Genomic DNA, 16,001 nt, shown 5'->3' with positions numbered 1-16,001 from the left:
GGAGCACAGGGCGACGAGCTGGGAAGTAGGGGAGGAGCGCCCCGCCGCGTAGTGTGGGCACCCTACGACGGGACGTCTGTGATCGCACGGTTCGAAGAGCTCGATTGGCAACCGACTCCGATGGGAGACCTCACCCTCCGGCGACGGTCGGAACCTTCGGTGGGGCAGGAGATCTACGAGGTCAAGCTCGGCGACGAGTATCTGATGTCGAGTCTGTTCACCGTCGCCGAAGAGGCGCTCGCCGACCTCGGGCTGGCCGCGGCATCCGGGAGCCGTCTCACCGTGCTCGTCGGCGGACTCGGGCTCGGATACACCGCCGTCGCCGCCCTGCGCGACGCGCGCGTCTCGGCGCTCACCGTGATCGATCGGCTCGATGCGGTGATCGGCTGGCATGAGCGGATGCTGCTCCCCGCCTCGCGTGAGCTGGTCGGCGACCCGCGCACCACGCTCGTCAGCGACGACTTCTTCGCGCTGATGCGCCGTGAGCCGGTCGATGCGGATGCGCGGTACGACGTGATCCTGCTCGACGTCGACCATTCCCCCCGGCACCAGCTGGACCCGACCCACGCCGACCTCTACACGGCCGACGGTCTGCGCGCCCTCGACCGGCATCTGACGTCGGGTGGCGTCTTCGCGCTGTGGTCGGACGACCCGCCCGACGCGGAGTTCATGACCGTGCTCGCCGAGGTCTTCGACGACGGTGCGGCGCATGTCGTGGACTTCGACAATCCCGTCACCGGTGGAACCTCGTCGAACACGGTCTACGTCGCCCAGAGCCGCACGGTGTGATCAGGCACGCGATCTTCTGACACGACGAAGGCGGGCCCCCGCAGGAGCCCGCCTCGCGGAACGTGTCAGCCCTGGGTGCCCAGGGCGAAGCGCACAGAGCCGTCCTGCGCGAGTTCGGCGTCGAGCACGCGGTCATCCAGCGCCGCGGCGGCGCCGACGTCGAGGAACACGTTCGCTCCGCTTTCGGCGACGACCGTGTCGGTCTCTTCGGGCGCCGGTGCGACGCTCAGCTCGAAGCCTTCGGCGGTGCCGGTGTCGCGGATGCGCACGCCGCCCTCGTCGGGCACATTCGGCACGCGCGAGACGATCGCCTTGACGGCTTCAGCGGCGGTATCGGTCATGGTGAGCATGTCGGTCCTTCCGTTTCGGGCAATAGGACCGGCCACGATTCCGAGATCCGCGCCGGGATGCAACCGTGCGCCGGCGATCCGCCCCGATTCCCACGCAATACGGAGGAACCGCCCTGGCGCGGGGGTGAGCGTCGTGCCAGTGTCGTCGCATGAGCAACGCGGAGCGGTTTCTGAGCGGCTATGTCGAGGCGTGGCGCACGAACGAACCCGATGCGATCCGCGCGCTGTTCACCGACGATGCGGTGTATCGCGGGTCGCCCGACGATCTCGAACCCGCCGTCGGCATCGACCGAATCCTCGCGCTGTGGAGCGATGAGCGCGACGAGCCGGGGGAGTGGACGTTCGACGGCCACGTCGAGATCGAGACGACGGATGCCGCCGCCATTCGCGGCGTCACGACGTATGCCGCGGGCGCCAAGGTCGGGACGTACGACAACCTGTGGCTCGTGCGGTTCGCCGACGACGGCCGCGCGAGGGAGTTCACCGAGTGGTGGATCGAGCGCAAGCACTGACGGCTGCCCGGCCGTGGAGCCCCGGTAGACTCGGTCGGGCCAGCCTCTGTAGCTCAATGGAAGAGCAGTTGCGTCCTAAGCAAACGGTTGGGGGTTCGAGTCCCTCCAGGGGCACAGCCGTTTTTTGCCTCTGACCGGGGATTCCTTCTGTGGTCAGACCACAAAGATCGCGTTTTTGCCCGTTTTTTGCCCGCATTTATCAAACTCTGGGCACACCGACAAGCCACTTCAAGGCCCTTCGATCGGCGTCCTAGAACGCCAAAATGAAGCGTTTCGCACAGGATCCAGCCCTGTCGAAAAAGTGAGCAATCTGCTCCCCGCTGCTAATGCAGTCGTTGCGGCCGGGCGTAGCGAGTCTGCGGACCCGACGGTAGCGCCACCAACGGCATCTGCGCATTCAGCCGCGTCGCGACTTCGTCCAGATCGTCCTCGAAGAGGTCGGCGTATGTGTCGAGTGTCATCGCAGCCGACGCGTGGCCGAGCATCCGCTGCACGGCCTTTACGTTTGCTCCCGAGCTGATCGCGAGGGACGCGGCTGTGTGACGGAGGTCGTGCGGAGTGAGCCGCGGGATCGACGGATCGAACTCCTGCGCCCGCCGCACCGCGTTCGCGAACCAGCCCTTGTCGCCTGAGTTGCGCATGTGATTGACCCCGTCGCCGAAAAGCAGTCCCTCCGGGCCCTTGCCGGCGCACGCCTGCTCGATCATCGGGGCGAGACGCGCCGGGTAGGGGACTGAGCGGCGCTCCTGTGTCTTGGGCGTACCGACGTGGATCTCGTAGGCGATCATGACGGCGTTCTCCTCGATCACGAAGCGCCGGCGCAGCCGGTTCACGCTGCGCACCCGCAACCCCGTCGCCTCCCCCCAGCGCAGACCGCAGTACGCCAGTGTCAAGACGAGCGTGGGATGTGCTGAGCACGCCGCCAGCGTCGCCACCTGGTCATGTGTGAGGTAGATGCGTCGCTTGCCCGGCCCGTGCCGAGGAAGATTGCGAATGTTGCGCGCCGGATTGCTCGCGAGGCGACGATCGTCGATCGCAACGTCAAGGATGCCGGCCAGAATCCCCAGCGCGCGAAGAACCACCGTACGCGACTTCCTCGCCGCGAGATCTGACACCCAATCCTGGACTTCTGAGCGCCGGATAGACGAGATCTCGCGGTCAGCCCACACCGGCGCGACGTGGTTCTTCCAACCCTGCTCGAGCGTCGCGTAATACGACGGCTTTGACATCGGCGGCTGCTTCGATTTCAGCCAGCTGTCCGCGAACATCCGGACCGGAACCCGGGATGAGGACGGATCGATGTACTCGCCCTTGGACTTCGACACCGTGACCATCGAGAGGTAGAGCTTCGCCTCACGCATCGTCGTGAAGCCGCGCTTCTCCGCCTCGGTGCGATCGGGCTTGCGATAGCGCACACGATAGCGGCGGCCCTTCGCCGTCTCGTACGGGGTGATGTAGCCCATCTCGACCTCCGTTCGGTGCGGATTGACGGTCCCTATCGGGACAGTGTCGGACACCGATCGGTCGTCGTCAACGCGACTGAGACGAGATGTGGATAGATGAAGGAAGACGTCGCCAACTGGCGCCGCGTGGAGGGGCGCCTCCCTCCGACGCCGAGAGAGTAGCGATCGGTCGCGGCTCCGTTCTCGTCGCTCACTCCTTGCAGACTCCGCGCTGGCGCGCGTCCCTTAGCAGCCGTTCGACGACGAGCACTGCGCCGCTTCCCGATCGCTGGGTTTGCTGATTGTCGGAGAGCCTGCGGACTGAGTGATCTACGAGTTGCTCGAGAACACACGTGAGCGCTGCTTGTGCTGGCGGCCGCAGGAATCAACTCACGCTAGGACTCCTTGACGAGTGAGCGGATAGTGGAGAGAGTTGCGCCAGGATGGGAGGGTTCGCGGCGTTATTGCCGCTTTTTCGTTGCTCTACAGCAGGAGTGCTCACTTGTGGTGAATCACGTCGCTTTCATCTGGAACATCGCCGAGTCCCTTCGCGGTCCGTTCAAGCCCTCTGAGTACGGGTCGGTGGTTCTCCCGTTCACGGTGCTCCGCCGCCTCGACGCCGTGCTCGCCGACACGAAGCCTGCTGTGCTCGAGGCCGCGAAGTCCATCGCGACGCTCCCTGAGATGCTGCAGGCGATCAAGCTCCAGGAAGCCGCCGGTCACCAGTTCTACAACGCGTCACCCTTCGATTTCGGCAAGCTCGTCGCCGATCCAGCCGACCTCCGCGCGAACCTGTCCTCCTACCTGGCCGGTTTCTCCCTGAACGTGCGCGACATCTTCGAGCGGTTCGAGTTCGACAAGACGCTGAACAAGCTGGCGGAGAAGAACAAGCTGTTCGCGGTGACGGAGAAGTTCGCGCAGGCGGACTTCCACCCCCGCACGGTCAGCAACATCCAGATGGGTCTTGTATTCGAGGAGCTCATCCGGTTCGCGAACGAGAAGTCAAACGAGACCGCCGGTGACCACTACACCCCGCGCGAGGTCATCAAGCTCATGGTCGAGCTGCTGTTCGCACTCGACGACGACGCCCTGTCGAAAGCAGGTGTGGTGCGGTCCATCTACGACCCGACCGCCGGCACGGGCGGCATGCTCTCCGTCGCTGACGAGTACCTCCGCACGTTGAACCCGGGCATACAGCTCAACCTGTACGGGCAGGACTATAACGACGCCTCGTACGCGATCTGCAAGGCCGACATGGTCCTCAAGGGCCAGGACGTCGACAACATCGCCCTTGGCGACACCCTCACCGAAGACGCCTTCGACGACAAGAAGTTCGACTACAGCCTCTCCAACCCGCCCTTCGGCGTCGACTGGAAAGACCAGCGCACCTACGTCGACGACGAACACACCAAGCTCGGCTTCAACGGCCGCTTTGGCCCCGGCACCCCCACCGTTAGCGACGGGGCGATGCTATTCCTCCTCCACCTGGTGTCGAAGATGCGCACACCCGAAGGTGGCGGCTCCCGCATCGCGATCGTCCTGAACGGGTCACCGCTGTTCTCCGGCGGTGCCGGAGGTGGCGAGTCGAACATCCGCAAGTGGCTGCTCGACAACGACCTCGTCGAGGCGATCATCGGGCTGCCGAAGGACATGTTTTACAACACCGGCATCTCCACATACATCTGGGTCCTCACCAACCGCAAGGCCGATGACCGCAGGGGCCGGGTCCAGCTCATCGACGGGCGCGAGATGTTTACCAAGGTTCCGAAGACCCTCGGCTCCAAGCGCAACGAACTCTCGCCGAAGAACATCGAGACCATCGTCGGCCTGTACGCCGAGTTCGAGGAAGGCAAGAACTCGAAGATCTTCCGCAACGAGGAATTCCTCTATCGCACCATCACCGTCGAACGTCTACTCAAACTCAACTGGCACGCCACCCCCGAGCGCATCGACACCGTCTTCGAAGCCAAGGCCATCCAGAAACTGAACGAGACGGATTCCGCCGCCCTCCGCGCCGCTCTCGACCGGCTCGGCACTGACACAGTGTGGAAGAACCGCGCCGAGTTCCAGAAGGCGCTAAAGGACGCCGCGAAAGCCGAAGGCCTCACCCTCCCCGCACCGCTGCTCAAGACCGTGACGACGGAGCTCGGCGAGCAGGACGACACCGCCGACACCTGCACCGACGCCAAGGGGGACCCTGAGGCCGATCCGTCGCTCCGCGACACCGAGAACGTGCCATGGGACGAGGATGCAGACGCCTACGTTGCCCGTGAAGTCCTCCCGTACGCGCCCGACGCATGGGTCGACTACTCCAAGACCAAGGAAGGCGCGGAGATCCCCTTCACCCGCCACTTTTACCAGTACATCCCACCCCGTCCACTTGAGGAGATCGACCGCGACCTCGACGCCGTCATGGACGAACTCCGCGCAATACTCAACCAGGTGGAGGCGTGAAGCGTCACAGGCCGCATGCCGACTACCGGGACAGTGGGATCGAGTGGCTAAGCGACGACAAGATCCCGGCGTCCTGGGAAACCATCAAGCTCGGTCTGATTGCGCGCTTCAAGAGTGGCGACGCTATCGACAGCGCTCGGATCAATGAGTCAGGTGAGTATCCCGTGTACGGCGGCGGCGGGTTCCGCGGGTACACGGACTCGTTCAATGTCGACGCGGTGGCGCCCATGATCGGCCGACAAGGTGCCCTGTGTGGGAAAGTCTGGATAGGACACGGCAAGGTCTACGCAACCGAGCACGCGATTGTCGCCTACTCGGGACGCCGCTGTGATCCTGAATGGCTTCGCTACATCCTCTCCGTCATGGACCTCGGGCAGTATTCCACCAGTGCGGCCCAGCCCGGAATATCGGTCGAAACCGTCGCCTCCAAGCGGGTGCCGGTCCCGTCGCTCCCCGAACAGAGAGCCATCGCCGACTATCTGGATCGGGAGACGGCACAGATCGACGCGTTCATCGCGAAGAACGAGGACCTCATCACCCTCCTCACCGAGCGCCGCGCTGCGGTCATCGCGCACGCTGTTACCCGTGGTATCGATGCCTCAGCCCCGCTGGCAGCGAGCGGTGTCGAGTGGCTCGGAGATGTCCCAAGCCACTGGTCGGTTCAGCGGTTGGCCTCGACGGTAGCTCGCGCCCGGAATGGCGTCTGGGGTGCTGACCCAGAAGGGGGGGGAGAGGATCTCCGTTGCGTGCGTGTCGCTGACTTCGATCGGCCAAAGCAGCGGATCCACGACGATGCGCACACTCTTCGGAAACTGAGTGCGTCTGAACGAGCCGGTCGGGTCTTACGGAACGGCGATCTGCTGCTCGAGAAATCCGGTGGGGGTGAGAAGTCCCCGGTCGGCTTCGTCGTGCTGTACGACCGAGATGAGCCGGCAGTTTGCTCGAACTTCGTAGCTCGCGTAGAGCTGCGAGCCGGAATGGATCCCCAGTTCTGGACGTACGTCCATGGAGCGATGTATCGACTGCGCATCACCGAGAAGTCGCTTAAGCAGTCGACTGGGATCCAGAACCTCGACCAGTCCGCGTACTTCAACGAGTACGTCGCAGTGCCGCCCTACCGTGAACAGTGCGCGATCGCTGAGCAGGTGGAGCGACGGACGGCGGAGATTGACGCTGCGGTAGGCACAGCGCGGCACAGCGTCGCGTTGGCGCGGGAGCGTCGTGCCGCCCTGATCTCGGCGGCTGTGACGGGGAAGATCGATGTGGGGGTGGCTGTGTGAGTGGTGTTGCTGGGTCGCATCTGGAATCGGTGCTCGAGAACGAGATCGCGGAGCGTCTCGCCGCGAACGGCTGGTTGTATTCGCCGACCGATGCCGGTTACAACCGTGAGCTCGCGCTGTTCCCTGAGGACGTGCTCAGCTGGTTGGCGGACTCGCAGCCTATCGAGTTCGCGAAGGTTGTTCGGCCCGGTGACACTCAGACGCAGCGCAAGGCCGCGGGCGACAGCATCCTGAATCGCCTTGCGAAGTCTTTGGATCTGGATCCGTTGAAGAACGGTGGGACGATCCGGATTCTGCATGAGGGGTTCTCGATGGTGCCGCTGCATGGGGGTGCGGTGAAGTTCCGGTTGGCGCAGTTCCGGCCGGCGACGACTCAGAACCCTGACACGCTCGAGGCGTACGCGAAGATGCGGGTGCGGGTGGTGCGTCAGGTGCACTACTCGGTGAAGCATCCGAACAAGGCCTTGGATCTGGTGCTGTTCGTGAACGGTATCCCGGTCGCGACGTTGGAGTTGAAGACGGACTTCACGCAGTCGATCGGGAACGCGGTGAACCAGTACCGGTTCGACCGGTCGCCGGCGGGTGAGCCGTTGTTCGGGTTCGCGAAGCGGTCGCTGGTGCACTTCGTGGTGTCGAACTCCGAGGTGCGGATGACGACGAAGCTCGCCGGCGCCGCGACCCGTTTCCTGCCGTTCAACAAGGGCGCGGATGAGGGCGCCGGGAACCCGGTCAACCCGAACGGGTCGGCCTCCTCGTACTTCTGGGAGGAGATCCTGCAGCGCGACACCTGGCTGCAGCTGCTGGGATCGTTCGTGCACCTGCAGGTCGATGTCGATGTCGACCCCGACACAGGCAAGAAGACCAAGACCGAGAAGGTGCTGTTCCCCCGATACCACCAGTGGCGGGCTGTGACCCGTCTGGTTGAGGCGGCGCGGGTGGAGGGGCCGGGGAACCGGTACCTGGTGCAGCATTCGGCGGGGTCGGGGAAGACGAACTCGATCTCGTGGCTCGCGCACCGCCTCTCCCAGCTCCACGACAACCAGAACGTGCGCGTGTTCGACACGGTCGTGGTGGTCACGGACCGGACGGTGCTGGACAAGCAGCTGCAGGATGCAATCAGCCAGTTCGAGAAGCAGGCCGGGGTGGTGCAGTCGATCACGAAGGACGCGGGCGAGTCGAAGTCGAAGCAGCTCGCCGCCGCGCTGACTGGCGGCAAGAACATCGTGATCGTGACGATCCAGTCGTTCGAGGCGCTGATCACCGCGATCCAGACCCTGCCAGAGCTGCAGGGGCGTCGTTTCGCGGTGATCGCGGATGAGGCACATTCGTCGCAGACCGGGTCGACCGCGGGCGCGTTGACGAAGGTGCTGTCGCCGGATGAGCAGGCCGCGGTCGCGGAAGGCGCGCCGATCAACTCGGAGGCGTACCTGCAGTGGGCGATGGAGGTCACGGCGTCCGCTCCGAACATCTCCTACTTCGCTTTCACAGCGACCCCGAAGGGCAAGACGCTCGAGCTGTTCGGGCGTGTGCGAGAGGGTGGGGGTCTGCCGGAGCCGTACGACCTGTACTCGATGCAGCAAGCAATCGAGGAAAAGTTCATCCTCGACGTGCTGCAGAACTACACGCCCTACAAGGTGGCGTGGAGGCTGCAGCATCCCGACTCGGAGTACGACGACGCCGGTGAGGTCGATGAGTCGACCGCGGTGAAGGCGCTGGTGCAGTACGTACGGTTGCATCCGACGAACATCAGCCAGAAGGCAAAGATTGTTGTCGACCACTTCTGCACCTTCGTGCAGCCCCTGCTGGACGGCAAGGCCAAGGCAATGGTCGTCACCGGATCGCGCATCGAGGCGGTGCGGTGGAAGAAGTACCTCGACAAGTACATCGCGGACTCCGGAGTGCTGGGGGTGCGGTCGCTGGTTGCGTTCTCAGGCACCGTCGAAGACCCGGACGACGTTGGCGAGGGGCTGACGGAGCGCACTCAGAATCCGGGGGTTCCGTCGGATCTCGCAGAGGCATTCAAACCGGCCACATTCAACGTGATGATCGTGGCCGAGAAGTTCCAGACCGGGTTCGACCAGCCCCGCCTGGTCGCGATGTACGTCGACAAGAAGCTCGGCGGCGTCCAGGCCGTGCAGACCCTGTCCCGCCTGAACCGCACCTACCCGGGCAAGGACAAGACGTTCGTTCTCGACTTCGTCAACGATCCCCTCGAGGTGCTGGACGCGTTCCTGCCGTACTACCGGAAGGCGACCCTCACCGCGACGACCGACCCGAACCTAATCTACGACCTCGTGGTCAAGCTCGACGCCGCAGGAATCTACGACATGACGGAGGTCGAGCAGGCGTTCGATGCCGCACTCGCCGGTGGGGTGAACGTGAACTCGAAGGTGTCGGCGGCGACCGCCCCGGCGGTGGACCGGTTCCAGAAGCGGTGGGTCGCAGCTGTGCTGGACGACGACAAATCCGAGCAGGACGAGTTGCGGCTCTTCAAGGCGGACGTGGGAAACTTCGTGAAGTTCTACGATTTCATCTCCCAGGCCCGCAACCTCGAAGACACCGACCTACCCCGTCGGCACTACTTCTTCCGCCGCATCCTTCCCCAGCTGTCCACTGCGACAATCCTCGAACCGGTCGACATCTCGGACGTGACGCTCGTCGGCTACAAGATCTCCGCAGGCGAAGCGGTCAAGCTCAACCTCGAGCAGGGACCGGGGCTGGACCCGATCACCGCGATCGGATCCGGCGCGATCCACGAGAAGCACCGCAGCGCGCTCGAGGAGATCATCCAGAAGCTCAACGAACGCCTCGGCGACAAGTACGGCGTCGGCGTCATCGACCTGCAGATGAACCACATCGTCGGCAAGCTCGCCCTGGACGTCGAACTTGCTCGCCAGGCCGAAGTGAACACGCCGCAACAATTCGCCGAGTCGCCGGCGCTGCCGAGGGCGTTCACCAAGGCAGTCGTCGAAGTGCGAGACGAGACGCCCGCTTTCATTGACGAACTGCTCGGCGACAGCGGGCTGTTCGCGGCGTTGAGTAAAGCGCTCCCCGCCATGCTTTATGACCACTTCAGAAGTGTGGGTCCAAATTGAGGAACGAAGGAACCCCATGAGAACCGTCACCAGAATCGAAATCGTCGGGCTATTTGGCTATGCACACCATGTGGTGAACCTTCGTTCAACCGAGCCAACAATCATTGTCGCGCCCAACGGTGCCGGAAAGACCCACGTGCTCCGCCTGACGGCTGCACTTCTCGCCCTTGACGGTCAGACCCTCATTGAGACGACGTACAGAAAACTGACGCTGGAGTTCAGCGGCGGTAAGGCGCTCGTCGTCGACCGAGAGGTCGGACCTGACGGGCCCACCGTCCGCATATCTGCTGCAAGCCAACCCGGTGAGGAGACGGAGAGCGTTGTGTTCACGCTTGAAGAGCTCGACATTGAACGCGCGCTGCCTGCAGGAATCGTGAAGACGGCGGCGGGGCGTTGGTTCAACGAGCGGACCGGAGCTTACCTATCAGAGAACGATTTGCGCCGCCGGTACGACTTCGATGTCGATGCACTCGCGACCCGCGCTAGGAAGGTCCCAGCAATCGCCGAACTCTGTGGAGGCAATCGCCCGGTCTTCATCGATACCTGGCGCCTGGACGCTCGCGCAGAGGACCCGCGCATGCTCGGCGAGTGGGGCGGCCGTCGTATTCGGTCAAATACCGCGGCGGCATCAAGAATTCGTGGTTATACACACATGCTCAGTGAAGAGATAACCGAAGCCCGGCGTGCTTCAGTGCAGGCCACGCAGAGTGCAGACCTTAGTTTCGCGCGGCGCGCCCTGCAAGGTGCCCGGTCGACGGTGCGAGAGTCCGACCTTCACAAGCGCTACGACAATACAGTCGAGCGATATGAGGCTCTCGCTCGGAACGGACTAGCAGTTGGCGAAAGACCGATGGCGTTTCCGGACAAGACAACGCCGACCGATCGCCGAATACTGAGCGTTTTTCTAGATGACTGGGATCGCAGACTTGAGCCCCTGCTTCCAGTCAACGAGAAGCTGGAAGCGCTTCGCGACATTCTTGACACGAAACTAGCGCCATCGGGAAAGAAGACCTCGATCTCCGCGCGCGGCGGTCTCGAGTTCCACAATGTGGCAGGTCATCGGCTTCCCGTGGCGCGGCTCTCATCCGGCGAGCAGCACCTGGTAGCCCTGTTCACCCTTCTGCTGTTCGCTGCCCGTCCCGGGTCCCTCGTCCTTATCGACGAGCCCGAAATCTCGCTTCACGCGGCCTGGAAGCACGCATTCCTCGCAGACATCACCCGCGTGGCTGCTCTCAGCAATCTCCAGGTGCTCCTGGCCACGCACTCGTCGGGGATCGTAAACGGCCGATGGGATCTCACAGAAGAGCTCGAACTCACATCCCAGATCCCTGCGACTGCTTCGGAGGACATCGACGACCTCAGCGAAGACTTCGATGAGTAACTCACTGCGTGACCTGGATCGCCTCGAGGATCGTATCCGTCAGCATCGTCAAGTAGATAAGTCGCCCGTATTAATTGTAGAAGGTCCGGACGACCTACTTACGCTCCGAGCGCATCTCGATCGGGTGACCATGTTTGCCGCCGACGGGAAACCGAAAGCCCTGACCGCGGTGCGAGCGCTCAAGGCGTGGGGGCAGGTGGGAGTACGAGCGATTGTCGACGCCGACTTCGATGATGAGCCCGATGCCGAGCTTGAGGGTATCGTACATACTTACGAACAGCGAGATCTCGAAGCGATGCTCGTATCGTTGGGAGTGCTCGCGCATCTGCTCGAGCATCTAGCTTCGTCGACGAAGCTCAGCGCAGTCGGCGGGGCGGAGGCGGCAGCTCAGACCGTCATCGACTCAGCGGGGCCCCTTGCGGGCATCAGGCATGCCAGTCGGGTGAATGACTGGGGGCTGCGGTTCGATGCGATTGACCCGACCGCGAAGGCAAACAAGGTCACCCTGACCCTTGATGTTCGACGCTACGCCGCCAGTTTGCTGAGTGCCAGCGACTGCGCGGTAGCGGTTGCCGACGTAGTTCTAGCTAGCGCTCACCCGCCGCCAGACGGACGGGGGTCGCGTGGCAAGGATATTGCGGCCTTCGCAGGACTGTCACTTCGCGCGAAGTTCGCATCGCTCTCTCACACTGCGGTGGGCATGGAGTTGATCGCCGCGCAAATACGTTCCAGCGGCGGATTTGCGCTGGCTCAGTCTCAGTGGCTTCTCACGGTTCGTGAGTCGCTCGCTGCAGCAGAAGACGAGCTTCGAGTCTTCGCGGCCTGAGAAGCTACCAATCCCGTGTGATGATCAGCGGACTCCGCGTAACGCGCTTGCTCCGTGATTGGCCGCAATGCACCCATTGAGCTCAGTGACCGTATTGCAACGCTATGACCGTAATGCACGCAGGCACCGATGGTGGACGACGCCCTTTGAAACCACTTCGCTACAGCTACCTGCATCCTAGAAAAATCCCTGGATAACCGCGAAAACCTAGCCTACTCTGGCGCCATGCGCGGAGGTCTGGAGCGATGGAAGAGGGGTGTCGAATCCCGCGGGGTTCGGCACGCGATCTCGTATGCTCTCGAGGGCACGTGCGACGCCCACATACCCCACCCGACGGGCGCCGAAGCGCTCGAGGCGTATGGCGCAGCATCCGATTCAACCGTCTCTCGGTTCGTCGTCGACAACGGCGTCATCACCTCCGACGAACTCACAGCCGGCGGACTTCGTGTCTGGCTGACCGGGCACGACCCGGTCACGGGGGAGGAGCGAGGCCACCAGCGGCTGAGCCCTGACGCGGACTTGGTTCTCGACGGGACGCTCAATCACCCGAAGTCGTACAGCATCGCGGCGCTGCTGCATCCGGAACTCGCTGCAGAGTTCGAAGCGCTACAAGACCGGCTGCGTGAGCGCATCCTGCTCACGTGGCAGACCGAGCTCAACGCTCGGCGCGGCCACGGCGGTCTCCTCCGCGAGGAGGTCACGCGCATCGAGGTCGTCGAGCTGCAGCATCGTCGCTCTCGCGCGCTCGACCCGCACATCCACCGTCACCTGTGGCTGAACATCAAGGTGCTCGGCGCGGACGGTAAGTGGTCGAACCTTGACTCGCGCGTCGCGATGAAGCTGCATACGGTCATCAACGCCGAGGGCGAGCTCGCCGCGCGCACAGATCCCGAATGGATCGCCGCGCTTGCACGCCACGGGTACAGACTCGACGACTCGGGCGGGATCGCCGGACTCGCCGGCGCCGTGCGTCCGCTCTCGCGCAGGTCGGGCCAGATCGAGCGGAACCGAACGCGCTTGATCGCGGAGTGGTCGGCGGCGCACGGGGGCTCGGCGCCCAGCGCGCAGGTGCTGCATCAGATCGACCGGCGTGCGTGGGCGATCGCGCGACCGAACAAGCCGGTAGACCTGGAGGAGATGTCGTGGGAGTCGCGCGTCCGCGACGAGATCACGGCGATCGATCCGAGTCTGATCACCGCGCGTGCACCGATTGCCGTCGCTGCGACAGACCTGCACGCCCTCGATCTGGATCTGCTCGCTGCTGCGGCGATCGTGGATGCGGACCAACGGTCCACATCATGCGGCGGGCGATTCAGTACCTTCGACATCCGCGCCGGCGCAATACGCGCGCTCTCGCGGACGGGCATCGTTGCGGAGCGCAGCGAGCTCGATGGCGTGATCCTCGAGATCACGACGCGCGCCGCGAAGGCCGTCTATCGGCTCGTTGCGGAGGTTCCGCCGGCGCATGTGAAGGCCTTCATGGCGACCGAGACAGTGCGCGCGAAGGTGCGCCTCGCCGGACGCCTTGATGTGCTCGCCCAGCCGGGGCGCTCACTCCTGCCGAATGTGCTGTATCGGTTCGCGCCCAACGAGGGCATCTCGACGCTGGACGCCTCGCAGGGTGTTGCGGCGTGCGCTATCGCCGGGACTGATGGGCTCGTCGCGGTCACCGGCCCCGCTGGCACAGGCAAGACGACGATGCTGCGTGTTGCTTTCGCAGCCCTCGGTGCGCAACGGCGGCAGATGCTCGTCGTCGCTCCGACCCGGAAGGCGGCGTCGGTGGCGTCTCGCGAGGTTGGGGCTTCCGCATCCAGTATTCATGCACTGCTCGCAGACCACGGCTACCGGTGGGGTGCCGATCCGACCGGTGCAAAGGTGTGGACACGACTGCGCGTGGGCGAGATCGATCCCAGCACGGGTGTCGCGTACAGCGGGCCGACGCAATTCGTGTTGCGTTCTCGCGATCGGATCGTGGTGGACGAAGCGGGCATGGTCGATCTGCAGACAGCGAACGTCCTCGCCGACCTTGCGATCGAACAGGGGTTAGGGCTCGCGTTCGTGGGTGACCCGCACCAAGCGCTGCCGGTCGGGCATTCCGGTGCGATGGGTTCAGCGGTCCGACACGCGAATTCAGCGGTCGAGCTCGACACGGTGCATCGGTTCCGTGATCCCGAGTACGCGGCGCTCACGCTGCGGCTGCGTAACACGAGCGATCGCGAGCATGCATTGACGGTTGCCGGTGAGTTGGCGGAACGCGGTCACGTCGTACGGGTTGCTCATCACGATGCAGCCCGTGAGCGGATGATCGACGCGTACTTCGAGTGGCAAGCGCATGGCATGCGGGTGACGTTGGTGTCCGGTACCAACGCTGAGGCGGATGCCATCAACGTCGCGATCCAGCAGCGGCGAGTCGATCACGGCGACCTGGATCCCGGTGTGGTCGCGTGGGGGATGGGGGAGCAGCGCATACTCGTCGGTGACACTGTCCAGACCCGCCGTAACGACCGGCTCACGGGCGTCGAGAATCGTGCGCAGTGGATCGTACGCGGCATCCGTGAGGAGTTCGTCGATCTTGTGTCGGTTGGCGACAGCGGAGAGTTGCGGCGAGTTTCTGCCGAGTATGCGCGGGAGCACCTGCAGCTCTCCTACGCGTCGACGGTGCATGGCGTTCAGGGCGACACGGCCGATGCTTCCGTGGTCGGGCCGGATGTCGACGCGGCGGGCCTGTACGTCGGCCTCACACGCGGGCGAGTGCACAACGTCGCAATCGTGGTCGCGCGGACGGATGCGGCCACCCGCCAGTGTCTCGCCGAGTCGATGCAGCGCGGCACGCCGGAGCTGACGGTGCAGGATGCTGTGCTCGCGGCTCAGGCGGAGTTGCGGCGAGCGGCGCGAGCGCGGGACTTGGCGGCGACGGCGACCGGTCCGGTTGTTGGGGCGTCGAGTGCGGGGCGTGGGATGGGGATGTAGCGGCGTTCGATTCGCGGGGCTCTCAGCGGGCAGGCTTCGGGTCGGTATCCGGGGCGGGGTGGATGGGGGCGTGGGCGCAATCGCGACATCTCGTCGCGTGGTCTGGCGGAGGACACAACGAGCGGGCGAGCTCTAGACCGGCCCGCTCTAGTCGTCTACTAAGCCGCGACGGCCCAGGCCTCCCGATAGGCCAGCGATTCTGTTCGGAGGAAGGAAATGCGTTCACGGGTCAGAGCTACCGCCGGGTCGATCGGACGGGCAACCCCGGTTCGCGCCAAGACGATCATCGGCTGCAGGTTCGGATCGATCTGCTGGACCGCTTTCGCGACCGCGGTCTCCATCAGATCCATTTCCGGCTGAGTGATCGGATTGCCCGAGAAGTGAACCACTGCGCCAAAGTTGCCAGAGGCGGCCTCGAGAACAAGATGTACCCGCAAGCTGACGAGGGGATAGCCATCGGTATCGAGAACCACGATGTTCCTCTGTCTGCGGGACGCGCTGGTCGGGTTCAGGCCTTGGAGAACCTGCGCCATACCCTTCGCCGCCGCAGCATAGCTGGGCTTCATGCGGTCACTGGCGTCGAACACCGCCTGGTCGAGGGCCCCGCCCCGGTTACCGGCACGAACGTACTCGATGATTCGAGTAATCAATCGTTCGTAAACGAAAGCGAAGACGCGATCGTCTGCGGGTGCTTCGACCTGACGTCGGTCGCTCTCGACATGGGTAGCGCGACCGTTAGCTCGCGCACGCGCGAAGTCGCGAAGGTGACCGAGCGAAGGGGTATGACTTTCGGGTGCCATCTGAGATCCAATCGTTGATGCGGGGCTTCGACGCAACGCACTAACGCACGCGGGATACGATTGGATCGCTGATGAACCATCGCACCACGGGCCTGAAGTAGT

The 16,001-nt window shown here is 64.0% G+C and carries 11 protein-coding genes, 1 tRNA gene and 1 pseudogene; 10 read left to right on the top strand and 3 right to left on the bottom strand.

What is annotated here, in order from left to right:
• Positions 1–120: 120 nt before the first annotated feature.
• Complete coding sequence (locus ACWIBS_RS02050) at positions 121–789, top strand: polyamine aminopropyltransferase (protein WP_376128094.1); 669 nt, start codon at positions 121–123, stop codon at positions 787–789.
• A 65-nt stretch (positions 790–854) separates the two neighbouring features.
• Here the strand turns inward: ACWIBS_RS02050 and ACWIBS_RS02045 are convergent, their stop codons facing one another.
• Complete coding sequence (locus ACWIBS_RS02045) at positions 855–1,130, bottom strand: Fe-S cluster assembly protein HesB (protein ID WP_454136367.1); 276 nt, start codon at positions 1,128–1,130, stop codon at positions 855–857.
• A gap of 158 nt (positions 1,131–1,288) precedes the next feature.
• On the opposite strand from ACWIBS_RS02045, the gene ACWIBS_RS02040 reads away from it, so the two are divergent.
• Both ACWIBS_RS02040 and ACWIBS_RS02035 read left to right on the top strand, forming a co-directional pair.
• Positions 1,289–1,651, top strand: coding sequence for a nuclear transport factor 2 family protein (locus ACWIBS_RS02040; RefSeq protein WP_376128058.1), 363 nt, complete (start codon positions 1,289–1,291; stop codon positions 1,649–1,651).
• Between the two features lie 42 nt (positions 1,652–1,693).
• Positions 1,694–1,765: transfer RNA gene (locus ACWIBS_RS02035), tRNA-Arg, on the top strand.
• Positions 1,766–1,974: 209 nt separating this feature from the next.
• Here the strand turns inward: ACWIBS_RS02035 and ACWIBS_RS02030 are convergent.
• Positions 1,975–3,114 carry a tyrosine-type recombinase/integrase gene (locus ACWIBS_RS02030; RefSeq protein ID WP_376128057.1) on the bottom strand — a complete coding sequence of 380 codons (1,140 nt, stop codon included), beginning with the start codon at positions 3,112–3,114 and terminating at the stop codon, positions 1,975–1,977.
• Positions 3,115–3,516: 402 nt separating this feature from the next.
• Here ACWIBS_RS02030 and ACWIBS_RS02025 point away from each other — a divergent pair, with 402 nt between their 5' ends.
• The 7 genes and pseudogenes from ACWIBS_RS02025 to ACWIBS_RS01995 all read left to right on the top strand — a co-directional run bounded on the left by ACWIBS_RS02025 (position 3,517) and on the right by ACWIBS_RS01995 (position 15,099).
• Entirely contained in the window at positions 3,517–5,547 is a 2,031-nt protein-coding gene (locus ACWIBS_RS02025) for a type I restriction-modification system subunit M (RefSeq protein WP_376128055.1), read from the top strand.
• Entirely contained in the window at positions 5,544–6,827 is a 1,284-nt protein-coding gene (locus ACWIBS_RS02020; protein WP_376128053.1) for a restriction endonuclease subunit S, read from the top strand. The genes ACWIBS_RS02025 and ACWIBS_RS02020 overlap by 4 nt, the downstream gene beginning before the upstream one ends.
• A 29-nt stretch (positions 6,828–6,856) precedes the next feature.
• Entirely contained in the window at positions 6,857–9,922 is a 3,066-nt protein-coding gene (locus ACWIBS_RS02015; RefSeq protein ID WP_376128052.1) for a type I restriction endonuclease subunit R, read from the top strand.
• A gap of 16 nt (positions 9,923–9,938) precedes the next feature.
• Complete coding sequence (locus tag ACWIBS_RS02010) at positions 9,939–11,303, top strand: AAA family ATPase (protein WP_376128050.1); 1,365 nt, start codon at positions 9,939–9,941, stop codon at positions 11,301–11,303.
• Positions 11,296–12,129: a hypothetical protein gene (locus ACWIBS_RS02005; RefSeq protein ID WP_376128048.1), complete on the top strand. Its 834-nt coding sequence runs from the start codon at positions 11,296–11,298 to the stop codon at positions 12,127–12,129. Before ACWIBS_RS02010 ends, ACWIBS_RS02005 begins: the two co-directional genes overlap by 8 nt.
• Before the next feature lie 225 nt (positions 12,130–12,354).
• Positions 12,355–13,224, top strand: a pseudogene (locus tag ACWIBS_RS02000) (relaxase domain-containing protein); the annotation flags it as partial.
• A 177-nt stretch (positions 13,225–13,401) separates the two neighbouring features.
• Positions 13,402–15,099: an ATP-dependent DNA helicase gene (locus ACWIBS_RS01995; RefSeq protein ID WP_454136523.1), complete on the top strand. Its 1,698-nt coding sequence runs from the start codon at positions 13,402–13,404 to the stop codon at positions 15,097–15,099.
• Between the two features lie 158 nt (positions 15,100–15,257).
• Here ACWIBS_RS01995 and ACWIBS_RS01990 read toward each other — a convergent pair whose 3' ends face one another.
• Positions 15,258–15,899, bottom strand: coding sequence for a hypothetical protein (locus tag ACWIBS_RS01990; RefSeq protein WP_376128044.1), 642 nt, complete (start codon positions 15,897–15,899; stop codon positions 15,258–15,260).
• Between the last annotated feature and the right edge of the window lie 102 nt (positions 15,900–16,001).

The sequence above is a fragment of the Microbacterium sp. NPDC055442 genome, assembly GCF_053644215.1.
This window is presented reverse-complemented; position numbering and strand designations above follow the sequence as displayed.